The sequence below is a fragment of the Prevotella sp. P5-92 genome (genome assembly GCF_002251245.1).
In the GTDB taxonomy this organism is placed as follows: domain Bacteria; phylum Bacteroidota; class Bacteroidia; order Bacteroidales; family Bacteroidaceae; genus Prevotella.
Map to the genome: position 1 here is coordinate 44007 of NZ_NPJG01000023.1, position 23518 is coordinate 67524.

Annotated in this window: 17 protein-coding genes and 4 tRNA genes; 4 read left to right on the top strand and 17 right to left on the bottom strand. The window is 50.0% G+C overall.

Features of this window, described 5'->3' with window-relative positions; all coding sequences use genetic code 11:
- Nucleotides 1-18: 18 nt before the first annotated feature.
- The 11 genes from tuf to CIK99_RS15980 form a co-directional block, all read right to left on the bottom strand.
- Nucleotides 19-1212, bottom strand: a complete 1194-nt coding sequence (tuf, locus tag CIK99_RS02810) for an elongation factor Tu (RefSeq protein WP_094379554.1) — start codon at nt 1210-1212, stop codon at nt 19-21.
- A 57-nt stretch (nt 1213-1269) separates the two neighbouring features.
- A tRNA-Thr gene (locus tag CIK99_RS02815) sits at nt 1270-1341 on the bottom strand.
- Between the two features lie 8 nt (nt 1342-1349).
- A tRNA-Gly gene (locus tag CIK99_RS02820) sits at nt 1350-1422 on the bottom strand.
- A 49-nt stretch (nt 1423-1471) separates the two neighbouring features.
- Nucleotides 1472-1554 (bottom strand) — tRNA-Tyr (locus CIK99_RS02825).
- A 15-nt stretch (nt 1555-1569) separates the two neighbouring features.
- Nucleotides 1570-1643, bottom strand: a tRNA-Thr gene (locus CIK99_RS02830).
- A gap of 102 nt (nt 1644-1745) precedes the next feature.
- Nucleotides 1746-2045 carry a ribosome hibernation-promoting factor, HPF/YfiA family gene (gene hpf, locus CIK99_RS02835; protein ID WP_094379556.1) on the bottom strand — a complete coding sequence of 100 codons (300 nt, stop codon included), beginning with the start codon at nt 2043-2045 and terminating at the stop codon, nt 1746-1748.
- Nucleotides 2046-2067: 22 nt separating this feature from the next.
- Nucleotides 2068-2949 (bottom strand): tyrosine recombinase XerC, encoded by an 882-nt coding sequence (xerC, locus tag CIK99_RS02840; RefSeq protein WP_094379559.1) that lies wholly within the window; start codon nt 2947-2949, stop codon nt 2068-2070.
- A gap of 76 nt (nt 2950-3025) precedes the next feature.
- Entirely contained in the window at nt 3026-3217 is a 192-nt protein-coding gene (gene rpsU, locus CIK99_RS02845) for a 30S ribosomal protein S21 (protein ID WP_094379562.1), read from the bottom strand.
- Nucleotides 3218-3398: 181 nt separating this feature from the next.
- Nucleotides 3399-5189 carry an aminopeptidase P family protein gene (locus CIK99_RS02850; RefSeq protein WP_094379564.1) on the bottom strand — a complete coding sequence of 597 codons (1791 nt, stop codon included), beginning with the start codon at nt 5187-5189 and terminating at the stop codon, nt 3399-3401.
- Nucleotides 5190-5612: 423 nt separating this feature from the next.
- Entirely contained in the window at nt 5613-6977 is a 1365-nt protein-coding gene (locus CIK99_RS02855) for an AAA family ATPase (protein ID WP_371590821.1), read from the bottom strand.
- Nucleotides 6974-7204, bottom strand: coding sequence for an AAA family ATPase (locus CIK99_RS15980; protein WP_371590822.1), 231 nt, complete (start codon nt 7202-7204; stop codon nt 6974-6976). Before CIK99_RS15980 ends, CIK99_RS02855 begins: the two co-directional genes overlap by 4 nt.
- A 1295-nt stretch (nt 7205-8499) precedes the next feature.
- Here CIK99_RS15980 and CIK99_RS02860 point away from each other — a divergent pair.
- From CIK99_RS02860 to CIK99_RS02875, 4 genes are all read left to right on the top strand, one after another.
- Nucleotides 8500-9363, top strand: coding sequence for a carboxypeptidase-like regulatory domain-containing protein (locus tag CIK99_RS02860; protein ID WP_254047700.1), 864 nt, complete (start codon nt 8500-8502; stop codon nt 9361-9363).
- A 200-nt stretch (nt 9364-9563) separates the two neighbouring features.
- Nucleotides 9564-12470, top strand: a complete 2907-nt coding sequence (locus CIK99_RS02865) for a sugar-binding domain-containing protein (RefSeq protein ID WP_254047701.1) — start codon at nt 9564-9566, stop codon at nt 12468-12470.
- A 148-nt stretch (nt 12471-12618) separates the two neighbouring features.
- Complete coding sequence (locus CIK99_RS02870; RefSeq protein ID WP_094379570.1) at nt 12619-14547, top strand: rhamnogalacturonan lyase; 1929 nt, start codon at nt 12619-12621, stop codon at nt 14545-14547.
- Nucleotides 14544-16160, top strand: a complete 1617-nt coding sequence (locus CIK99_RS02875) for a rhamnogalacturonan acetylesterase (RefSeq protein ID WP_371590823.1) — start codon at nt 14544-14546, stop codon at nt 16158-16160. The genes CIK99_RS02870 and CIK99_RS02875 overlap by 4 nt, the downstream gene beginning before the upstream one ends.
- Before the next feature lie 280 nt (nt 16161-16440).
- On the opposite strand, the gene CIK99_RS02880 is transcribed toward CIK99_RS02875, so the two are convergent.
- The 6 genes from CIK99_RS02880 to CIK99_RS02905 form a co-directional block, all read right to left on the bottom strand.
- Nucleotides 16441-17184, bottom strand: a complete 744-nt coding sequence (locus tag CIK99_RS02880) for a peptidylprolyl isomerase (RefSeq protein WP_094379572.1) — start codon at nt 17182-17184, stop codon at nt 16441-16443.
- A gap of 442 nt (nt 17185-17626) precedes the next feature.
- Nucleotides 17627-17944: an L-rhamnose mutarotase gene (rhaM, locus tag CIK99_RS02885; protein WP_094379574.1), complete on the bottom strand. Its 318-nt coding sequence runs from the start codon at nt 17942-17944 to the stop codon at nt 17627-17629.
- Nucleotides 17945-18111: 167 nt separating this feature from the next.
- On the bottom strand, nt 18112-19146 hold the full coding sequence (locus tag CIK99_RS02890) for an L-rhamnose/proton symporter RhaT (protein ID WP_094379576.1): 1035 nt from the start codon (nt 19144-19146) through the stop codon (nt 18112-18114).
- A 5-nt stretch (nt 19147-19151) separates the two neighbouring features.
- Nucleotides 19152-20405, bottom strand: a complete 1254-nt coding sequence (locus CIK99_RS02895) for an L-rhamnose isomerase (protein WP_094379579.1) — start codon at nt 20403-20405, stop codon at nt 19152-19154.
- Between the two features lie 75 nt (nt 20406-20480).
- Complete coding sequence (gene rhaB / locus CIK99_RS02900) at nt 20481-21956, bottom strand: rhamnulokinase (RefSeq protein WP_094379581.1); 1476 nt, start codon at nt 21954-21956, stop codon at nt 20481-20483.
- A 123-nt stretch (nt 21957-22079) separates the two neighbouring features.
- Nucleotides 22080-23336: a rhamnogalacturonan acetylesterase gene (locus CIK99_RS02905; RefSeq protein WP_371590824.1), complete on the bottom strand. Its 1257-nt coding sequence runs from the start codon at nt 23334-23336 to the stop codon at nt 22080-22082.
- Nucleotides 23337-23518: the final 182 nt, after the last annotated feature.

The following is a 23518-nucleotide window of genomic DNA, read 5'->3' on the forward strand; positions in this document are numbered from 1 at the left end:
ATTTATATTATCTGAGTATTAGTCCTCGATAATCTCAGTAATCTGACCAGCACCTACTGTACGTCCACCCTCGCGGATAGCGAAACGGAGACCTACGTTAAGGGCAACGGCGTAGATGAGCTCAACAGTGATAGTTACGTTATCACCAGGCATTACCATTTCTACACCCTCTGGCAGAGTGATCTCACCTGTACAGTCCATTGTACGGAGGTAGAACTGAGGACGATACTTGTTGCCGAATGGAGTGTGACGACCACCCTCTTCCTTCTTCAGAACATATATCTGAGCCTTAAATCTCTTGAATGGCTTGATCTGTCCTGGGTGGCAGAGTACCATACCGCGCTTGATTTCCTTCTTGTCGATACCACGGAGAAGAAGACCTACGTTGTCACCAGCCTGACCCTCATCAAGGAGCTTGCGGAACATCTCAACGCCAGTTACAACTGACTTCTTGTCCTCACCAAGACCGAGGAGCTCAACCTCATCACCTACGTGGATAACACCAGTCTCGATACGACCAGTAGCAACAGTACCACGACCTGTGATAGAGAATACGTCCTCAACAGGCATAAGGAATGGCTTATCTGTGTCACGTGGAGGAAGTGGAATCCAGTTGTCAACAGCATCCATCAGCTCCATTACCTTTTCAACCCACTTGTCAACTCCGTTAAGAGCACCAAGGGCAGAACCACGGATGATAGGAGTGTTGTCGCCATCGTACTCATACTGATCGAGAAGCTCGCGCATCTCCATCTCAACGAGTTCGAGCATTTCCTCATCCTCAACCATATCGCACTTGTTCAGGAATACAACCAACTTTGGAACGTTTACCTGACGAGCGAGAAGTACGTGCTCACGTGTCTGAGGCATAGGACCATCAGTAGCAGCAACTACGATAATAGCACCGTCCATCTGAGCAGCACCAGTAACCATGTTCTTCACATAGTCAGCGTGTCCCGGGCAGTCAACGTGTGCATAGTGACGATTAGCTGTCTCATACTCGATATGAGCAGTGTTGATGGTGATACCACGCTCTTTCTCTTCAGGAGCGTTGTCAATCTGATCGAAAGACTTAATTTCCTCGCTACCGAAGCCCTTCTCGTGAAGAACCTTAGAGATGGCAGCAGTCAGAGTAGTCTTACCGTGGTCAACGTGACCAATTGTACCAATGTTTACGTGCGGTTTGGTACGGACAAATGTCTCTTTTGCCATAGCTTTTACTTGTTTATTTAATTTTAATGAATAATCTGTTTGATGATTTTTATTTAGAGCTGTATCTGAGAGTTGAACTCAGGACCTCTTCCTTACCAAGGAAGTGCTCTACCACTGAGCTAATACAGCAACAAGAGAGCGGAAAACGGGGCTCAAACCCGCGACCCCCAGCTTGGAAGGCTAGTGCTCTATCAACTGAGCTATTTCCGCTTATCACTCTGTATTGGCTTTCGCCAAAAAACATATTGGCATCTTTTTGTGGGTGCTGATGGATTCGAACCACCGAAGTCGAAAGACAGCAGATTTACAGTCTGCCCCATTTGGCCACTCTGGAAAACACCCGTGCCTTTTGTTTTGAGCCTCTTGTCGGATTCGAACCAACGACCCCGAGATTACAAATCACGTGCTCTGGCCAACTGAGCTAAAGAGGCTTGTACCTTGCAGCCGCATCCCTTTCGGTAAGCAGTACTGTCGGAAATCGGCTGCAAAGGTACGCATTATTTTTTAATTACCAAAATTTTTCAGCGTTTTTTTTAGTAATTTCTTGTTTTTTCTTTATATTTCTGCAGTTGAACCCGCATGGAATCCACTCCAAGGTCGATTGATTCCTCAAAAGTGTCGCTCACCTTTTCCACAAATAATGTGTTTCCAGGCACCGTGACGCTAATCCCAACTTCCTTGTTTTGGGCCGTTGCAGGCTTTACAACCTTTAATTGCACCTCTACTTTCTGAATATCTTCGTATGTTTTCTCTAACTTGGCGATTTTCTTTTCGATAAACGCCTGTAACTTCTCGGTAGCGTCAAAATGAATTGACTGAATCTTAATTTCCATAGATACCTCCAATTTTTAAAGGTTATGCCCGTGGGTGGGCTTGTTTATAAACTCGCTTTAGCTGCTCGAATGTCGTATGGGTGTATATCTCGGTCGTTGATAGACTTTGATGTCCCAGCAGCTGTTTTACACTTTCTATTCCTGCGCCGTGGTTCAGGAGGGCGGTGGCATAAGTGTGTCTGAGCACGTGTGGCGATCGTTTTTGCATCGTGGTCACCTTGCCGAGTGAGTCTCTCACCGCCTTGGTTACAAAGGATGGGCTTAGTCTTTGCCCTTGTGCACTGAGAAGCAGTCCTTCTGTCTGTCTTGTTGTCTCCCGGTCTCGCTTCTCGATGTATGCCGTCAAGGCATCGCGGAGTTCATTGCCGAAAGGCACTATCCTCTGTTTGTTGCGCTTTCCTGTCACCTTTATGGTGCATTGTCTGAAATCGATGTCAGCGTCGTTGAGTCCTATCAGCTCCGCCTTTCTTATACCTGTTTCATATAATAATATAATTAAGGTACGCGCGAGGACTTCTTTGTAGCTGTCGCCCCATAGCTCTTCGTTGTCTATGAGTCTGTCCATGTCGGTCTCCTTGACGAATTTGGGCAGGGGCTTGGCTTTCTTGGGTCCTTTCACCAGATGTGCGGGGTTCTTGCTTACCAATGCTCGTTTCAGTGCGAACCGGTAGAAAGACCGCAGGGCGGAGAGTCGTCTGTTGACTGATGTGGCTGCATGACCTTTGTCCATCATGTGCTCAACCCATCCTCTGACGATGTCCTGGTCGATGGTTTCCCACGACAGATGGTCGTCGATGGCCTCAAAAAACTGTCTGAAGTCGTTCAGATCATCTCCGTATCTTGCGACTGTCAGCGGCGACATGTTCTTCTCGTGTCGCATGTATTCAAGGAACTTTTCAACCATCTTTCACTGCGTTTTCAGTTTTCAGCAGCGAATTTACGGAAATTTTTCGAAACTACCAAATTTTTTCGGGGTTTTTTTATTCCTCGGTAGCTCTAAGCTTCTGTACGTAAATGGCGTGTTCCATCTTAAGTCTCTTAAGTACAGATGGTTTGTCGAACTGCTGACGTGCGCGGAGTTCTTTTACTACACCTGTCTTTTCAAACTTTCTCTTGAACTTCTTGAGGGCCTTCTCAATGTTTTCGCCTTCCTTTACTGGTACAATAATCATTTTGCTTTTACTTTTTTAATTTATTAATTTTGAATGTTAATATTTTGGACGTTCTTGTCCGATTTGGGGTGCAAAGTTACTGATAATTTGCGAGATACGCAAGTTTTTCGGCTTTTTTTTTGCATTTTGCCTGGCAAAATGATTGCTTCCCTCTCCTTTCTGCATCGATTTGGCGTGTTTTTTATCTTTTCAGCGGACTGCATGCGTCGCGCAGCCACTCTCTTGTATCGTCGTCGAGATAGGGCGACAGTGCCTCGTACACCTTGGCGTGGTATGTGTTGAGGTAGTTGAGTTCCTCGTCGGTGAGCATCGCCACGACGATAGGTGTCTTGTCTATAGGACATAGCGTGAGTGGCTCTATTTCAAGGAAGTCGCCGAAGTCGGTGGTCATGTAGTGGCGGATGAGACAGGTGTTTTCTGTTCTTACGCCAAACTTGCCGGCGAGATAGATGCCTGGCTCTATGGTCACGGTCATGCCTGCCTTCAGCGGTGCGGGTTTCCATTCCATTCTGAACTGGTGTGGCCCTTCGTGTACGTTGAGGTAGGATCCTACTCCGTGTCCGGTGCCGTGAAGGTAGTTCAGTCCTTCTCGCCACATTGCCTGGCGGGCGAGAATGTCGAGCTGTGTGCCGCTTGCATTGGCGGGGAACTTACACATTGTGAGGTTGATATTGCCTTTTAGCACGAGGGTGTAGATATGTCGCTGCTCTTCGGTCACGTCGCCCAGTGCTATGGTGCGTGTGATGTCGGTGGTGCCGTCCATATATTGTGCTCCGCTGTCGAGCAGCAGTAGTCCCTCGGGCTTCAGTTCGATGTCGGTGTCGGGTGTGGCCTCGTAGTGTACTATTGCCCCGTGTTCTCCATATCCGGCTATGGTGTCGAACGAGATGTCGCGGAAGAGTGGTTGCTGTGCCCTGAGGGCGGTGAGTTTCTCGTCGGCCGAAATCTCGGTGACTCCACCTTTTTCCACTGCGGGTTTCAGCCATCTTAGGAACTGTACCATTGCCACTCCGTCTTTGAGCATGGCGCTTCGGTATCCCTCTATCTCGGTCTCGTTTTTCACGGCTTTCATCGCTGGCACTGGCGATGGAAGCATCACCTTGGGCCGTTCGCCGTATGCTTTATATAGAGTGTATGAGGTTTCGTCGGGGTCTAACAGTATGTTGTAGCCTTTGTATTTCTTCAGTCCTTGTTCTACCTGTTCGTAGTCGGCGGTTTTCACACCTATGGTCTTCAGGTATCCGCGTGTCTCCGTGTCGAGCTTTTCGGGGTTGACAAAGAGTGTGGTGTCGTCTTCGTCTATGAGGAGGTACGCCACGAACACGGGGTTGCAATGTACGTCGGTGCCGCGCATGTTCAGTGTCCATGCTATGTCGTCGAGAGCCGACATCAGCATTCCCACTGCATGTTGTCTTTTCAGTTCTTCCCTTATTCTTCTTATCTTGCTCTCGGCGTTTTCTCCGGCATATTTCATGGGGTGTATCTCTACTCTGTCTTCTGGCACTTCTGGCCGGTCGGTCCAGATGGTTTTCAGTGGGTCGAGGTTGGTTCTTATGGTGATGCCTCCTTGCTTTGTCAGTTCGTCGGCAAGGCTCTCCACGGTGTTCACCGAGTTCACCATTCCGTCGAGTCCCACCACGGCTCCGTCTATGGCGGCGAGTTTCTGTCCGAGCCATTCGGCTATGGTCGGTGTGCCTTCGGTCTTCAGTTTCATCAGTCTGAAGCCGGTGCCTTTCAGCTGTTCCTCGGCTGCAATGAAGTAGCGTGAGTCGGTCCATAGTGCGGCGTCTTCCATGGTCACCACGGCAGTGCCGGCAGATCCGTTGAATCCGCTAATATATTCGCGTCCCTTCCAGTGGTCGGGCACATATTCTCCGTTGTGTGGGTCGGTGCTTGGAAAGATGAAGGCGTCGATGCTTTCGTCTTTCATCAGTTGTCTCAGTGCGTTGAGTCTGTCTGTAATATTGTTCATATAGTTCAATTCTTAGTTTTCATGGCAAAAGTAGTAAATAATTGTCTCATGCCAAAACTAATTCGTCTTTTTATTTCTCCTGTTATTGATTATTAACAAAAGTGGTATATAGACGCAGATATCTTTATATAACGTGCGGATAAAAGAAATCATGCTGCTGTTGTCATGCGCAGCCCTCTATGGACTCTAAATGCCAAAGGCATTCAAACTCTTAAGAATTTGAAATCTCTCAATCTCCTAAACTCTGTGGTTCAAATATTACTTCCGAAACTCGAGTTAATTAACTTGGAAAACTGTTTTATAGATAAGACGATAAGTAGTCAACATGAATAGATAAACTACATAGTGCCAATTAATATGTGTCAGCCATAAGATCGTTACGTCCTATCACTCTGCCAATTATTGTGTTTGTTCTATGATTATTTATAGCTCCTTCGGCAGAAATCCGTCGATTGTTCCTTTCTCCGACGAGAAGTTGATCCCGATGGCAATCAGTTTGCGGTTGTCGGTGGCATAGGGCTTGGCACAGCCCTTGTCCTCAATTTGCTTGAGGGCAGCCTTGGCAGAGCCGTTGAGCTTGAACTCGATGATATAGACGTAGCTCTGACACTCCACCACGCAGTCTATGCGCCCTTCGCTCGTCTCTTTTTCTGCTACGGTGCAATAGAAACCGAGCATCTTGACGATGAGATAGAACGTGTATTGGAAATATCGCTCGCACTCTATCGGGTCCTGCTTGAGCTGGAAGCGGTAGGCGACGGAGGAGAGAAGCGAGGTCATCAGCTTCTCGAATCGCGCGGTGTCGCCATTGTCTAAAGATGTAGTAACATCTATGACCCAAGATGTCGGCGAATTACTTCCTTGAAAATATCCTGAAGCTAAAGCGTCGATAAATCCATTGCGTACCTCTTCATTCGGGAAGTCAAGCAGGTATGTTGAAAGCCTCTTGTTGTAATCCTTAATAGTGAGATAACCGCTCTGATAAATCATCGTTAGCGGCTTTTCCATATCAGCCTTGTAGTCAATGAACTGTGATGCATCGTAGTATTTGCCCACAAGTTCATTGATATTCTCGTTGCAATGGGCAAGTAGTCGGATGAGATAGGATGGAGTGCCTGAGGCAAACCAGAAGTTGCGCATCTGAAGGTTGTTGAAGCAGTTGAGGATGCTGAATGGATTGAAGATGTCAATCATTTTCTCTCCGAAGTGATAGCCGTCGTATTTCTTCTTTAGGAGCCCCACTGTTTCGTCATAGCTCAGGCCGAGGTCGTCGGCCAGCTCTCTGATAGATGAGTCAAAGACGGTGAGAAGTTCTTCTATTGTGATTCCGCACAAGGCCTCATAACGTCGGTTCATACTGATATCATCCGGCTGGTTGAAACCGCTGAATACGCTCACCTGCGAGAACTTGGTGACACCAGTAAGCATCACAAACTGCAAGTCCTCATCGGCAAGTTTGAATATACTGTAAAGACCTTTTAATATACCACGATGTATATCCTCCAGCTTTGTTTCCTTGCCATTTAGCAGTCCTGTATAGCCTGTGTCAATCACGTCGAGTAGCGGTTTGTCGTATTCGTCAATAAGTACCACGGCACGTCGTCCAGACTTTTCGTGAGCTTGATTAAATACATAGGCAAGTCTTGCGCCCATTTCCTTGTTTATAGGGTCTTTGCCCCATTGGTTCTCCCAAGTCTCAACATATCCTTGTATGCGTTTTTCGAGTTCACCATCCTTGTCGTAGTTTCCTCCGTTGAAGTCGATATGGATACAGGATATTCCGCTCATTTGGTCTCGAGCCTATCGATGGCAAGTCCCTTGAACAGGTCTTTCCTTCCTTGGAAATAGTATTTGAGTGTGGATAAAAGCAAGCTCTTTCCGAATCGCCTTGGGCGACTCAGAAAGTAAATCTTTCCTTCCGTGGCGAGTTTATACACCAAGTCCGTCTTATCCACATATACATATCCGTCCTGGATAATCTGTGCGAAATCTTGTATTCCTATAGGGTACTTCATACGCTTAACCATTCTTTTCGTGGGCAAAGTTAATAAATAATGAAGATAATACAAAATAAATACGGCAAAAAACAACTAATATCCAGATAATTTGCCATTTTCCTTTAGATTTCCTTTGCAGTTTCAGAATTAATGCGAAACATTAGTATAACACCTAAAATACAAAAATAATTGGGGCATTTTTCATCAGACTTACACCGACTTTGGTATTGACTCACATAAAACTTGCCGCATATTTACTTTATCTTATCGAAATAGCACCCCTCTCCTTTTTTTTGAGTCAGTATCTGCCTATAATCAAGAGTATTCTTTGTGTAATCTCTAACACCAAAACTAATCATAAGGAGAATATTAATTAGCATGCTAAGTAGTTACCATGTCATGACTTCCATTCGTCACATTTTGGTTGCCGTTCGTCACGCCCATAGACTTTGTGTCCCAGAAAGAAAAGAAATAGGTGCGGAAAGGAGGGCGGCTGGGAACAGAAGTGTAACTTTGCACCCCGAAAACAGGACGAACAGTAATTATAAAATAGATGAAAAAGGTAATGATTGAATCTCGTACGCATATATGTAATAAGGTGGCGGTATGTTTTGGGGTTTGATAATTAAACGGTTGTTATAGAAAAAAAGAATATTTTTTACATTTTCCCTCTGAAATATTTTGTGGTATAAGAAATAATCTCTATATTTGCCATCGACTTCAGCAAGTATGTGACCTCAACTGAAAAAGGTGGTTCTTCTGCAATTTAGTTTAAGAGCGCATGTTCCAGTATAAGTCAGGTAATCAGTTGCTAACTGAATAGGGTAATCAGTCGTCAACTGAATAGGGCAATCAGTTGTCAACTGAATAGGGCAATCAGTTGTCAACTGAATAAGGCAATCACTTGTCAACTGAATAGGGTATTCAGTTGACAAGTGAACGATGATGCTTTCTTATTCCTTCCATTGTGCGAATATGTTAATTTTTGCGCAATAGTAATAATAATCGACGTATCAATCTGTCGAAGAATAAACTCATACTTGAACATGTGCTCTTCAACTAAATTGCAGAAGAACCACTTTTTCTAGTCTAAGTCAGTTTCGGGATGCTGTTCTATGGTTACCATGTCATGACTTCCGTTCGTCACATTTGGGTTGCCGTTCGTCACATTTAGTTGCCATTCGTCACGCCCTTGAGCTATGTGTCCCAGAAAGAAAAGAAATAGGTGCGGAAAGGAGGGCGGCTGGGAAAAGAAGTGTAACTTTGTACCCCAAAACAAGATGAACAGTAACAATAAACAGATGAAAAAGGTAATGATTGTATTAAGAAACACAGTTTTAAGACTCATGTTGACAGTGATGGTAATGACAGCTTCTGTCAATGTATGCGCACAAAAAGCATCGCAGACTCTGAGAGGAACAGTAAGGGATGCTATCAACCACGAACCAGTAGCCTACGCTACCATAATACTTACAGACAATCCCCTGCTGAAGGCTATCAGCGATAGCGTCGGAAGGTTCTCGATAGGCGATGTGCCTGTGGGCAGACATAACCTCAGATGCCAGTATGTGGGATATGAGACGGTGGAGATGAACGAACTGCTCGTCACCTCAGCCAAGGAGACGTATGTCGATATATTGCTCAGCGAGGCGGTGAAGGAACTGGGCAACCTCGTTATACGTCCGAAGGTGACGAAAGAGAAGGCGCTCAACCGAATGGTGCTTACGGGAGGAAGAATGTTCAGCGTGGAAGAGACCAGCCGGTATGCAGGCGGCTTCGACGACCCCGCTCGTCTTGCCACGGCCTTCGCCGGAGTGGCATCAGGAGGTGCTACCAATGGTATCTCCATTCATGGCAATGCCCCGCATCTGCTGGCATGGCACCTTGAAGACATGGAGATACCCAATCCTAATCACTTCTCAGATATCTCCGTCCTGGGCGGAGGCATCTTCTCGTCGCTTTCGTCCATGTGCATCGGCAACTTCGACAAGGCGTGTGGCGACTATCCCATGCCCATTGGCACTCCCGTCAGCGCTGGCAAGCGCACCATTGGCGACACTACTGAATATCTCTTCACCGTAAACTCACAGTCGAGAGAAGGCACCGTCGTGTCGGCACAGGTTTACGTCACCGTGGCAAAGGACCAGAGGCCAGAATTTACCAGGGTAGTGAGATAAAGGTGTTGACTCCTTGATAAAGACAAAACAGGAAGAGAAATATTTTTTATCTGGCAATAGACAAAGCCAAATATGATAGTAGAAAGGACAGAAAGCTAAGTGTTTTCTGTCCTTTTGTTTGTACCTTTGCACCCGAATTGCGACATGAAGTCAAATTTTCCACCCAAATAATGAAAGCCACTCAAATAGCATAACTTTGTATGAAGAGAAACATCACCATATTAATGGCTCTATTGTGCTCGGCATTGTCGATGGCACAACCTGCAAGTGCTCCTGCAAGGGAATCGCGTGGCGAGGCAAAAGCATTGCCAAGGCATATTGACCTCAGCGGACAATGGCGCTTCGGCACCGACAAGTCGATGACCGACATGATACAGCTGCCCGGTTCGATGCCACAGCGCATGAAGGGCAACGCTCCCGACACTAAGACCCGTTGGGTGGGAGCAATCTACGACTCCAGCTTCTATCATAATCCCTATATGGAGAAATACCGCAGGGAGGGACAAACAGCCAAGTTCCCGTTTTTCCTCACGCCTGTCAAGCACTATGTCGGTAAGGCATGGTATGAGCGTGTCGTCACTCTGCCCGAAGGAGCGGCTGCCAGATACCGCCTCTTTCTCGAACGTCCGCATATCTCTACCGAGGTGTGGGTAAACGGCCAGCGCATTGGCACACAAAACTCGCTCTCAGTGCCACACGTGTATGCCCTCGACAATGTGTTGCGACCAGGCGATAACACCATCACCGTTTGTGTTGACAACGACCCCATGGTGGCCAACGTCGGACAAGACTCACACTCCGTGTCAGACCAGACACAGGGCGACTGGAACGGAATGGTGGGACGCATCGAACTACAGGAGTATAATGCCATCTGCCAAGTGAAGGTCTTTCCCGACGTAGATAAGAGGAAAGCTGTGGCGAAGGTGATGTTCGACAAGGCATTGGCGGGCAGACAGGCCGTCGTCACCTTGCGGGCAGAGGCATTCAACAGCAGCCGTAGCCATGTGGTGACGGCGCCGCGTCAGACCGTGGTGATAGACACCACCGCCACTGTAATTCCTATAGACATGGGCGACGGCATGCTGCTTTGGGACGAGTATTCGCCTCAGTTATACCGCCTCACGGTAGATGTAGCAACCGACGGCACAACATATTCCTCCACCACTGATTTCGGCATGAGGAAGATAGAGATAAGAGGGAAGATGTTTTATGTCAACGACCGCCTCGTGCAGCTGCGCGGAACGGTGGAAAACTGCTGCTTCCCTCTCACCGGCTATCCTCCCACGGATGTCAACTCGTGGCGACGTGTGTTCGGGAAGTGCAAGGAGTGGGGACTCAACCACGTGCGTTTCCATTCTTATTGTCCTCCAGAGGCAGCCTTCATAGCCGCCGACCTCATGGGCATTTACCTTCAGCCAGAAGGACCGTCGTGGCCCAACCACGGCGTGAAACTCGGCAGGGGCGAGTATGTGGACCAATACCTCCTCGACGAGAGTATCAGCATCACCGACACCTATGGCAATCATCCATCGTTCTGCTTCTTCGCTTTCGGCAACGAGCCGGCAGGCAACTGGGTAAAGTGGTGCAACGAGAAGATGCCCGTGATGGAGCGTCACGACCCACGTCATCTCTATGCCGGATTCTCTGTCGGCGGCGGATGGGCATGGCAACCCAAGACGCAGTTTGCCGTGAAGGCTGGTGCACGTGGTCTCGACACATGGACAAAGCGACAACCCGAAGCCATGACCGACTTCTCTGCAAAGATCAATACCTATAACGGCAAGGACATGCCGGGCACGGCCATCACCATCCCCTTTGTCAGTCATGAGACAGGACAATGGTGTGTGTTCCCCAACTTCGCCGAGATGCCGAAATACACTGGCGTCAACAAGCCCTATAACTTCGAGATCTTCCGCGACCTGCTTGCCAGTAACGGCATGGCGAGCCGTGCCTCCGACTTCCTCCTCGCCTCAGGAAAGTTGCAGGCACTATGCTACAAATACGAGTTGGAACGCCATCTCCGCACGCCCGACTACGCTGGATTCCAACTCCTTGCCCTCAACGACTACAGCGGACAGGGAACGGCTCTCGTAGGACTTACCGACGTGTTTTATGACGACAAGGGATATGTCACCGCACCCGAGTTCCGCGAGTTTTGTTCTGACATCGTGCCATTGGCAAAGATCAGCAAGTTCACATACGACAATAGCGAGACCTTCCGTGCCGACCTGATGCTCTCATGGTTTGCCAAGGAACCTTGCACGAATCAGAGAGTGGAATGGAGCGTCAGCGGAAACGACCTACACGGAGTGGGCGGTAGCATCGCCGTCGAAGGCGGCAAGAAGGAGGGACTTCTCTCTGTGGGCTCCATCACTGTGCCGCTCCACGGGATAAGCCGTGCCGGGAAATATACTCTTTCCGTCACCGTACCTGGTACCGAAGCCCGTAACCACTGGGACTTCTGGGTCTATCCACAGCATCTGTTGGCCGACGAGGGCGACGTCTATGTCACCGATACACTCGATAGCAAAGCTCGTCGCAAGCTCCTTAAGGGAGGCAAGGTGCTACTGTTAGCAGCAGGCAAGGTGAGCTATGGCAAGGAGGTGAAGCAGCAGTTCCTGCCCGTGTTTTGGAACACTTCGTGGTTTAAGATGCGTCCGCCGCACACCACCGGACTGCTCATCGACGACCGTCATCCCATGCTTGCCCTTTTCCCCACCGACTATCACAGCGATCTGCAGTGGTGGGAATTGGTCAACAAGGCACAGGTGATGCAGTTCACAGACTTCCCCGCCGACTTCCAGCCCACGGTGCAGAGCATCGACACGTGGTTTGTGTCACGCAAGATAGGCATGCTCTTCGAAGCAAGGGTGGGAAAGGGCCGTCTGGTGATGACCACCATGGATCTCTCCTCTGGCCTCGACACCCGTCATGCCGCACGCCAGATGAGGCAGTCGATACTGAGTTACATGCAGTCTGACCGCTTCGCTCCGGCACACGAGATAGATATCGCACGTGTCGCCGACCTCTTCACCAAGGTGGCAGGCGAAGTGAACATGTTTACCAACGACTCGCCCGACGAACTAAAGCCCAAACTGGTGAAATGACCTCGGCTCACCTGTGAGACGAACGCATATTACGCCTGCCATGACCACAATTCAAAAGAGAAATGTCAATTATTATAGTCATTTTCTGTTGGAAAAGTGTAATTTTGCAGCCGAAAATATTGACAATTGCATCTAATAGACAAAACCGATGAAACGACTTATTATCACCATACAGCTCTTATTGGCAGCATTATTGGTTGCCGGGGCACAAGAGACACTCTCAAGAGGCGTGGTTGTCTTGCCTGCACAAGAGGGAGGCAACTTCGTCAGTTGGCGCATGCTCGCCACCGACGATGCCAATACCGTGTTCGACGTGGTGAGAGACGCCCAGATTGTTGCCTCAGGTATAAAGCTCACAAACTATACCGACAAGGGCGGAAAGAAAGACAGCTTCTACCAGATAGTGACACGCTCCAAGGGAAAGAGGGAGACGGCATCAGCTAAGGTCACACCATGGGACGACCTCTTCCTCCGTATGCCAGTCAGTCGGCCGGAAGGAGGCGTCACCCCCGACGGACGACAATATGCCTACACGCCTAACGACTGTAGCGTGGGAGACGTGGATGGTGACGGCGACTACGAGCTGATACTGAAATGGGAACCGACCAACGCGCACGACAATTCCCACGACGGATACACCGGCAACGTGATCCTCGACTGTTACCGCCTCGACGGCACGCAGCTGTGGCGCATCGACCTCGGACGGAATATCCGCGCTGGAGCACATTACACACAGTTCCTTGTCTATGACTTCGATGGCGACGGCCGCGCTGAACTCATCTGCAAGACTGCACCTGGCTCGCTCGACGCCTTACGTCGATACGTGAGCGAGGTAGCCGACGATGAGGCTATCAGACAGATAGACAACCATGCCGACCACCGCAACAAGCGGGGACGCATACAGAGCGGCGAAGAACTGTTGACTGTGTTCAATGGACTCACGGGCGATGCCATACATACAGTGTGGTATAACCCTAACCGTGGCTATGGTGTCGGCGGCAGTGCGGAGTATGCCGGATGGGGCGACAAGATGGTGGAAGGCAACCGTGGCGAGCGCTATCTTGCCTGTGTGGCTTACCTCGCCGGAATGGATAAGAACCCCAGCGCCGTGATGTGTCGCGGGTATTATACCAGGTCGTATCTCTGGGCAGTAGATTTCGACGGAAAGCATCTCTCAACACGATGGCTCCACGCCTCGCTCTCCTCCAGCCACTGGACCCTCGCTGACGGCACTGGTAAGATAGTGAACGAGGCAAAACACCTCAAGGCTACTGCCTACGGACAAGGGGCACACAGCATTGCCGTGGCTGATGTCGATGACGACGGATGCGACGAGATAACTTACGGCTCGGCTGCTATCGACCACGACGGCTCGCTGCTTTACTCCACAGGTCTCGGACATGGCGATGCACAGCATCTGGCCGACCTCGACCCTGCCCGTCCAGGACTCGAATACTTCATGGTACACGAGTCGTTCCCCTATGGTGCCGACTTGCGCGACGCACGCACGGGAGAGATAATATGGAGCGAGCCGGCCGACTTTGACACCGGACGCGGACTGGCTGCCGACATCGACCCCCACCACGAGGGATGCGAGATGTGGCACATAGGCAGCCACACGGTGAAAGACATCAAGGGAAATGCCATCGCCGACAGTCTGCCCGCAGTCAATTTCCGTATCTACTGGGACGGCGACCTGCAGGAAGAGCTGCTTGCCAACATGAATTGGCGACCGTCGTTCCCACCATACCTGCAGAAATGGGACGGCGAGAAAGCCGTGCCGCTGCCACTGAGCAACTGCCGTCACCTCTACGAGATGGGCAACACCACCTCCTGCAACTGGACCAAGGCTACGCCTAACCTTCAGGCCGATATCTTCGGCGACTGGCGCGAGGAACTCATCTTCTGGGACAAGAACGACGCCTCGCATCTCAACATCTTCACGACAAATATCCCCACCGACTACAGGGTAGTGACCCTCATGCACGACCATATCTACCGCATGGGCGTGGCGTGGCAAAACGTGTCGTACAACCAACCTCCACATGTAAAGAACATAAAACAACTGATAAAATGAGAAAACTACTTTTTGGTGCTGCCCTCGTGATGTCAGCACCGGCAATAAACGCACAAGTGACTGCTCCAATGGAAGACGTCAACAAAGTCGTTGACCTCACACTCGACAGTCTCGGAAAGGCGGAGACCGCACGCGTCCCCGCAGGCTCCAGCCGAAAGGGAGACAACCCCGTGCTCTTCCTCGTGGGAAACTCTACCATGCGTAACGGAACCCTCGGTAACGGCAACAACGGACAGTGGGGATGGGGATTCTATGCCCATGCCTTCTTCGACGAAAACCGTATCACCGTCGAAAACCAAGCACTCGGCGGCACCAGTAGCCGCACGTTCTACAACAGACTTTGGCCAGACGTGAGAAAGGGATTAAGGAAAGGCGACTGGGTGATCATCTCCATCGGACATAACGACAACGGACCGTACGATAGCGGAAGAGCGCGCGCCAGCATACCTGGCATAGGCAACGACTCGCTGCCCGTGACCATCAAGGAGACGGGCGTGAAGGAGACCGTATATACCTATGGCGAATATCTCCGCCGCTATATCAACGACTGTAAGGCAGTGGGCGCAAATGCCATACTCATGTCGCTAACGCCTCGCGACGCCTATGATGACAATGGAAAGATTGTCCGCGTCGATAAGACCTTCGGACTTTGGGCTCGACAGGTAGCTCAGCAGGAAAACGTGCCTTTCGTCGATCTCAATGAACGCTCGGCGGCAAAGCTCGACAGCTACGGGCCATGGAAAGAGAAATATCACTTCTACACCGACCATATACACACCAGTCGTTTCGGAGCGATGATGAACGCGCGTTCGGCGGCTGAAGGCATAGCTGAGAGCGACGACCCGAAACTCGCCGCGCTGAAGGCAATGATGGTCAATGTAGCCCTGCCTACCGTCGATGTAGAACGCGAGGAGGGAAAGCCCGTAGTGTTCATCACCGGCGACAGCACCGTGAAAAACGAGGACTCCAACCCCGACGGCATGTGGGGATGGGGTTCGCAGGCCTACACCGTGTTTGACCAGAAGAAGATCACCTGTGTCAACTGTGCCAAGGCGGGACGCAGCACACGCACCTATCTCAACGAAGGCCGATGGGACAAGGTATATAACAGTCTGAAGAAGGGCGACTACGTACTCATCCAGTTCGGACATAACGATATCGGACCTATCGACAAGCAAAAGATGCGTGGTACCATTGCCTGCACCAAAGACACCAGTCATGTCTATAAGCTCGAAGGCAGCGGACAGTATGAGGTGGTCTATTCTTTCGGATGGTATTTGAAGAAGTTCATACAGGACGTGAGGGAAAAGGGTGCCACGCCCATCCTCGTCTCGCTTACCCCGCGCAACGAATGGCCGGGAGGAAAGATAGAGCGCCGTAACGACACCTATGGCAAGTGGTATCGCGAGGTGGTTGCTGAAACGGGAGTGGAGTTTGTGGATGTCCACAATATCTCTGCCGACTATCTCGACCGTAAGGGACAAAAGAAAGCTAAGGCTTACTACAACCACGACCATACCCACACCTCGTTCAAGGGTGCGCAACTCAACGCTAAGAGCGTGGCAAAGGGCCTAAAGGATATCCGTTCTTCGTTGGCTGAATACTTGAAATAAGAAGATATATGAAATAAAAAACATTTGACTATAGCAGCTTTGACACACGTCACCTTTGCTCAGTAGCATTCCCTTGCTACAAAATATAGAGCGGCACAGGACTCAAGTCCCTGTGCCGCTTTTTTTTACCCTTAATATGTATTGTGCATTACTTTAAAATACAACTGTTGACAACATGAACATTTGTGATACATAACGGCAGAATGAGCGCCGCCAAGTGCGACAATTGCGCTTTCAAGAACTGTGGGTGTATAAAATAACGTACACGTTGCCGTCGCTGTCAAATCATCATCACCGTCATCGAGACGTCATCTACAGGACGATCGTTGCGGCCAGTGGCTACGTTCTGTATCGTCTCCACTACATCGAGTCCTTCCTCCACTTCGCCAAACACCGTATATTGGTTATCGAGAAACGGCGTGCCGCCGATTGTGGTGTAGGCCTGCACCTGCTCGTCGGTAAACTTCGGTGCGCCTTGTTCGGCAGTGATGGCATGCGTCTGGGCGATGAGGTCGTCTTGCAGTTCCTGAAGGGCGGCACGGTCGCGGTTGCGACGCAACTCCATGATCTTCGACTTGTTTTCGGCCACAAGCCTGTTAAACACGGCCTGTTCCTGCTGCATGGCCATCTGCCTCTCCATCTGCTTTAGTTCAGCTGGCTTGTATGTCTTTCCCCATACGATATAAAACTGGCTGCCGCTGCTCTCCCTCTCGGGGTTCACCTCGTCTCCGGTGCGTGCGGCACTCAGTGCGCCACGCTTGTGGAACAGTTGCGGGAACACAAATTCTGCGGGGATGGTGTAGTCGGGACCGCCTGTGCCCAGGTTCTTTCCTGCCGGTGCACCTTTGGAGTCTGGGTCGCCGCCTTGTATCATAAAGTCCTTGATTACACGGTGGAACAGCGTCCCGTCGAAATATCCCTCTTTAGCGAGTTTCACAAAGTTGTCACGATGACGTGGTGTCTCGTCATAAAGGCGCACGATGATGTCGCCTAATGAAGTCTGAATTTTTACTCTCACGATAATTTTCCTTTTTTAGTTTCAAATATTTTTGCAAAGGTAATGCAAATCGAGTGCAAAATCAACAAGCTTGCTTGATTGTTTTGCCGAGATGTAGCTTACCTTATGCAAAGGTAATGCAAATCGAGTGCAAAATCAACAAGCTTGATTGATTGTTTTGCCGAACCGATGGAGCAGCGAGTGAAGAGCCGAGCTTACTCGAGCTATTCCGAGTCGCGACAGAGGTCGACGAAGTCAAATGTAGCTTACCTTATGCAAAGGTAATGCTTTTCTTTTTGTTATGCAAGTTTTTGGGTGACAATCACAAAAGATATGTGTTTTTTCGACACTCTCGACTAATTCCTCATTCTCATCAACAGACAAGAGAGAGAAATCCCTACAGCATGTGGTGTGGTTGCCACGGCTGTAGGGATTCTCAAATAATAAACCCTTTATCTTTTTACCTTATTTAATCCATGTGGAACAGTTCGTCAAGAGGGATGCTGACAGGCGAGTTGTCGGGATTTACTTCCATGATATCAGCCATCATGTCCCACCAACGCTGGGTGATGGGGTCAACATCGGTGGTGTCTTGACTGTTGGTGTCCTTGTCGCATTTCTGTACGGCAAAGAGAATGTTGGTGTCGCGATCCCAGAAGATGCTGTAGTCGCTGACGCCTTGGTCTTTTATCATCTGTTTTAGCTCTGGCCATATTGCTGCATGGCGCTTGGCGTATTCCTCTTCGCATCCAGGCTTGAGGTACATCTTAAATGCAAATCTTCTCATTGTTCAATTTTTTTGTTCGTTTTAAGGAATATTGCGGTGGTTTCGCGGCGGTTTCGCGGCGGTTACGTGGTGGTTTCGTGAAGGTTTCGCAGCGGGCGGTCTTACATGAAGTAAGACCCTACATCAGCGGGCATTGGAGCCACCATCGCCTCATTGTCAACTAACTACTATATCATCTGCGGAAGGAAGCAGGATAGGACGAGGACGGCAATACCGACTACGAGCACTGTGATGGTCTTGCGTGAACAGCCTTGCCACTCCTTGAGGATGATGCCCCAGACGTTAGAGAACACTACGTTGAGAGCCATGAGTATGCAGAAGGATAGGGTCATCAGTGTAGGCGACTCGGTGAGGAAGCCCTTGCCGAGCGACAGACCGAAGAACTGACTGTACCACAGACCGCCAGCAAGGAGACAGAAGAGGGCGTTGTTGCCCCATACCGAGCCCTTGCTATAGTCGCCCCATGTGTTGTTGCGGCTGTTTTGCCAGAAACAATAGACGGCATTGGTGAGGAATCCGCCCACGGTGACAAGCAGCGTGGCGGGAAGGGTCTTGTACATGTCAGGCGTAAGCTCGCCGAAGTTGATGTCGGCTCCGAAGGCAAGACCTACGTTGAAACATCCGCTCATGAATCCTGCAAGCAGGGCTATGGCGAGTCCCTTGGGGAAGTTGAAGTCCTTGACGGCAGCTCTCTTCTCCTCTTCGGACAGGGAGGCAGACTTCATGCTGCCCGCAACGCCAATAATAGCGATGCCTAAGAGTGTTACCAACACTCCGGCGATGACAGAAAACGTAAGAGAGGAAAGGGCATCCTGTTCGGGGAAGAAGAGGTTGAGGAGTACGGGACCCATCACGGTGCCGAGTCCTGCACATGTGCCAAGGGCTATGCTTTGACCCAAAGCTACTCCGAGATAACGCATAGAGAGGCCGAAGGTGAGTCCGCCAACACCCCACAACATACCGAAGACGACGGTCATGAGGATGTTGAAAGAGTTGTCGGAAGAGAACAGTTCAGCGAGTGAGTGTCCTGCCGGCACTGCGAGCAACGCTCCCAGCAGCGGTAGGAGAAGCCATGCGAAGACTCCTTGTACAATCCAGTAGCTCTCCCAACTCCAGTCTTTGATCCTGTTGATGGGCACGTAGCAACTGCTTTGACAGAAGGCTCCGATGGCTATTATTATTAGACCGAGTATGATATCCATTGTGATTATCCTCGTTTCGAGAGAACCTCGTTTTCGTATTTCTCTACCTCAGCGATGAATGTCTCGCCAACAGGAATGTTGTTCTTGAGGTTGAAATAGTCGTAAACAGCACCGAACGGCAGGGTCTTCTCTTCCTCAAGGAGGGCAAGACGCTGGAAGAGTTTGCCTTCGTCCTCGTACTTGCGCAGGAGGTCGAGAGGCTCGAGGAAGGCCTGGAGCAGAGACTTCTGTGCAGCGCGTACACCGATGATGTAGGCTCCGATGCGGTTGATGGAGGCGTCGAAATAGTCGAGACCGATATGGCAGTGGTCGAGGGCATTGGCGCGTACCATCTCCGAGAAGAGGTTGCGGGTGTTGTCGTCGAAGAGTGTGACATGATCGGAATCCCAGTGCATGGGGCGAGACACGTGAAGCATGAGCTCAGGAACGAAGAGTAGCAGCGAAGGGATGGCGTCGGCGACGTTCTCCGTCTGCTCATAGTGGCCTGTGTCGAGGGTGTAGATGACATTGTTCTTTGAGCAGTAGCCAGCATAGAAGTCGTGTGAACCTACGGTGTATGCCTCAAGGCCGATACCGAACAGCTTTGCCTCAAGACAAGGTTTCATGTTTGGCAGGTCCTCGGCAAGGATCTCATCGAGGCTCTCCTTGAGGATCTGACGATAGCGATGACGCTCTACGGTGAGGTCTTTCGAGCCGTCGTGAACCCATATGTTCATGATACATGGATCGCCCTGAGCCTTACCCATTGCCTCGGCGATGTGGCGGCAACGCTTAGTGTGCTCAATCCAGAAGTCGCGTATGGCTTTGTCGGGATTTGACAATGTGAGGTTGCCGCTCTTTGGATGAGAGAATGAGGTGGAGTTGAAGTCAAGCTTCATGTCGTGCTCCTTTGCCCAGTCAATCCATCCCTGGAAGTGCTCTACGCCTACCTGGTCGCGATCGACGAACTTTCCGCCAAACTCGCCATAAATCTCGTGGAGGTTAAGACGGTAGGTGCCGGCGAGCAGTGACTGTACCTTGTCGATGTCCTGACGGAGCTCTTCGATGTTGCGAGCCTTGCCAGGATAGTTCCCTGTGGTCTGGATGCCGCCCGATGCTGCCGCGCCGCTTTCGAAGCCAACGACATCGTCAGCCTGCCAACAATGCAGCGAGATGGGGGTTTTCTGTAAAGTCTCGATAGCCTTGTCGGTATCAACACCAAGAGCTGCATAACGCTCCTTGGCAATCTCATAGTTCTTAAGGATTAATTCTTCTTTCATATTTATGTCTTTGATTTAATGTTAATGCTTTATTATAATCACTCAATTTCTTGAACTTCAAAGGAAACGTCTTCCTTAACTCTTAATCATATTCATAAACTTCTCGTATGCCTCGTCCCACAAAGCCTTGTCTTTTGGCTCAAAGCGGCGCATTTCGATAGACTGGGCGATAATCTTGCGCATGTCCCAGATGTCCCTTACTGAGCCGGATGCCTTTGCCTGGAGCATGATATTGCCGATGGCGGTGCCTTCCTGTGGACCTGCCAACACGGTGACGCCGCAACTGTCGGCCGTGGCTTGGTTGAGGTAGTTGTTGAGCGAGCCGCCGCCGATGATATGGAGGATGTCGATGTCGAAGTCGGCAAACTCTTTCAGCCATGTGAATACCTGACGATAGCGCAGTGCGAGGCTATCGAAGATGCAACGGCATTGTGCCGCGTAGCCTTCAGGTACGGGCTGCGAGGTTCGCTTGCAATAGCTGCGTATGGCCTCGGTCATCGATGATGGGTTGGCAAACGCGGCATCGTCGGGGTTGATGAGGCTGACAAAAGCCGGTTGCTTCATAGCTTCTGCTTGTAGCTCTGAATGAGACTTAGGGGCATCGGCCCATTCCTTGCGGCAACGCTCGTAGATCCACATGCCACAAATATTTTTCAAGAAGCGTGTGGTGCCGTCGATGCCGCCCTCGTTGGTGAAGTTGAGGTCGAAGCTGTGGCTGTTGATTATGGCGTGGCGAGTCTCGATGCCCATGAGACTCCATGTGCCGGAGCTGAGGTAGGCGAACTTCTCGTTGGCGGCGGGGACTGCGGCTACGGCACTTGCCGTGTCGTGACCAGCCACGGCGATTACGGGTACAGCCTCCAGTCCTGTCATTCTCTGCACCTCTTCAGTGATGGTGCCGATGATGGTGGCGGGAGCCGTCATGACGCCGAAATGCTCTCTATTAAGTCCGAGGCTCTCGACGAGTGTGGCGTCGAGGTCGCCGGTCTTGGGATTGAGGATCTGCGAGGTTGAAGCCACAGTATATTCGCAAATGGCGTTGCCGGTGAGCATATAGCTTAGGGCGTCGGGGATGAACAGTATTTTCTCTGCATTCTCCAGGGCGGTGTTGCCCGCCTTGCGCATGGCATAGATTTGGAACAGCGAGTTGAAGTTCATGAACTGGATGCCAGTCTTGTCGTACACAGTCTGACGGTCGATCTTCTCGTCGAAATACTGCTGCATGATGCCCTCGGTGTGAGGATCGCGGTAAGCCATAGGATTGCGCAGTATGGCGTTGTCCTTTCCTACATATACGAAGTCGCATCCCCAGGTGTCGATACCGATACTTGTAATTTTTAGGCCGCGTTGTGCAACGAGTTTCAGTCCCTTGATGATCTCGTTATACAGGGCGAAGATGTCCCAGTAGAAGTGTCCTCCAGTCTCGATGATGGCATTGTCGAAACGAGTCAGTTCTTCCAGCTCAAGTTTGCCGTCGGTGATGCTTCCTATTATGGTTCGTCCGCTGGTGGCACCGAGATCAACAGCGAAATAGTAACTTCTTTGATTCATTTTTTAGGTATTTGTTTTCTTCGATTTTTATTATTCTGCTGCAAAGGTAGCTACAAAACCCGATACAAAACAAGGTTTTTTGATTTCCTTTCCTTGTTTTTTGGCATTATCGAGTTTTTTGTGTTAGTTGCCGTCGGGTTTGGTTGTGTCGCTGACAGCAGCGGGATACCATTTGAAGGCAGAGAAGTTGTCGGGCTGTGCCGGGTCGAAGTCTTGCCAATCGGGTAGGATGTTGTCAGCAAGACCTGGCAGTTGGAGCTGTTTGATGCCCATGACGATCATCTTTGCCACCTCGTAGGCACCATAAGGATTGAAATGGGTGTTGTCGGCAAGGGCTTTGTCTTGTCCGGGCCATGTGCCAGCAGGATAGTGTACGAGCGAGAGCTTGCTGTTTTCGTATCCGAGTGTCTCGAAGAATGTGCGTGTCATGTCGTGGATCTCTATTACGGGCACATGTTCCCTTTGTGCCACAGAGCGCATGGCGTCGGGATAGTCGCCGTGAGTCTCGATGATGTGGAGGTTGTCCTTGTCCCAAGCCCTTCGTTGTGTGGGTGTGCAGAAGACTATGTCAGCGCCTTTGGCTCTCACCTTATCTATAAATATCTTAAGGTTGTATTGGAAATTGTACCATGCACCAGCTCCGGCGCCTTTTTCTTTTTGGTCGTTGTGTCCGAACTCACAGAAGACATAATCGCCTTTTTTGAGTGTAGTGAGGATTTTTTCCAGTCGGTTGCCGGCGAGGAATGAGCCTGCGGTAAGTCCGCTCTCGGCATGGTTGGATATGGCTACATTGTTGCCAAACCATCGGGTGACCATCTGTCCCCACGAGGCGTAAGGCTCGCTGTTTTGGTCAACGACGGTAGAGTTGCCGCAGAGATAGACGGTACGCACGCCATCGGAGGCTGGCTGGATCTCGATAGAGGTGACGGCGGGGTTCTCGCCGTTGAATTCAAGTGTGAGGCGGTCGTCCCAGTTAAGGTAGTCGTGTTCACGTGGTTTGAGTCTAACGTTCATCTTCTCGTTGATATATGGCGAGCGTTTGTTTACCACGAAGGAGAAGGTCTGCAGTTCCTTTTTCTTTGTCTTGCAGTTTTCTATCATGAGGCGTCGTGACTCGGCTCTGACGCAGGTGACGGCGGGATGTTTCTTCGAGCCTAAGGTGACGGTGACGAGATAGTTGCCGTCGGGCACTTTTATAGAGAAATAGAATCCGTCGCCGTCTTTGCGGCTTTTAGTGTTGATGTCGTAACCATAGCCGATGGAGTCGTTGTATGTTGGTTGCGGTTTTGTGAGGTCGAATACCTTTGGCATTGCCTCTGACGTCATGGCTGCTGTTGCGAGAGCTGCCATAAGAAGGGTTTTTCTGATAATTGATTTCATTTTTTTTTAAATGATTGCTAATTTTTTGCAAAGTTAGCAGGAAAAAAATGAATCAAACTGCAATTATTGTCCAAAAAACTATCTTTTTGGATGTTTTTTCAAATTTTCATTCAACTCTTAGGAGGTAGGGAAGAAAGGAGATATTTAGAAGTTAAGGAAGTTAACTTCTAAATATCCATGAT

Excerpts from the sequence above, each read along its gene's own strand:
- CIK99_RS02850 (WP_094379564.1), bottom strand. The coding sequence starts at position 5,189 with ATGAACAATATTACAGACAGACTCAACGCACTGAGACAACTGATGAAA.
- hpf (WP_094379556.1), bottom strand. The coding sequence starts at position 2,045 with ATGGAAATTAAGATTCAGTCAATTCATTTTGACGCTACCGAGAAGTTA.
- CIK99_RS02870 (WP_094379570.1), top strand. The coding sequence starts at position 12,619 with ATGAAACGACTTATTATCACCATACAGCTCTTATTGGCAGCATTATTG.
- rpsU (WP_094379562.1), bottom strand. The coding sequence starts at position 3,217 with ATGATTATTGTACCAGTAAAGGAAGGCGAAAACATTGAGAAGGCCCTC.
- CIK99_RS02875 (WP_371590823.1), top strand. The coding sequence starts at position 14,544 with ATGAGAAAACTACTTTTTGGTGCTGCCCTCGTGATGTCAGCACCGGCA.
- CIK99_RS02855 (WP_371590821.1), bottom strand. The coding sequence starts at position 6,977 with ATGAGCGGAATATCCTGTATCCATATCGACTTCAACGGAGGAAACTAC.
- tuf (WP_094379554.1), bottom strand. The coding sequence starts at position 1,212 with ATGGCAAAAGAGACATTTGTCCGTACCAAACCGCACGTAAACATTGGT.
- CIK99_RS15980 (WP_371590822.1), bottom strand. The coding sequence starts at position 7,204 with ATGAAGTACCCTATAGGAATACAAGATTTCGCACAGATTATCCAGGAC.
- CIK99_RS02860 (WP_254047700.1), top strand. The coding sequence starts at position 8,500 with ATGATTGTATTAAGAAACACAGTTTTAAGACTCATGTTGACAGTGATG.
- xerC (WP_094379559.1), bottom strand. The coding sequence starts at position 2,949 with ATGGTTGAAAAGTTCCTTGAATACATGCGACACGAGAAGAACATGTCG.
- CIK99_RS02895 (WP_094379579.1), bottom strand. The coding sequence starts at position 20,405 with ATGAAAGAAGAATTAATCCTTAAGAACTATGAGATTGCCAAGGAGCGT.
- CIK99_RS02865 (WP_254047701.1), top strand. The coding sequence starts at position 9,564 with ATGAAGAGAAACATCACCATATTAATGGCTCTATTGTGCTCGGCATTG.
- rhaM (WP_094379574.1), bottom strand. The coding sequence starts at position 17,944 with ATGAGAAGATTTGCATTTAAGATGTACCTCAAGCCTGGATGCGAAGAG.
- CIK99_RS02905 (WP_371590824.1), bottom strand. The coding sequence starts at position 23,336 with ATGAAATCAATTATCAGAAAAACCCTTCTTATGGCAGCTCTCGCAACA.
- rhaB (WP_094379581.1), bottom strand. The coding sequence starts at position 21,956 with ATGAATCAAAGAAGTTACTATTTCGCTGTTGATCTCGGTGCCACCAGC.
- CIK99_RS02890 (WP_094379576.1), bottom strand. The coding sequence starts at position 19,146 with ATGGATATCATACTCGGTCTAATAATAATAGCCATCGGAGCCTTCTGT.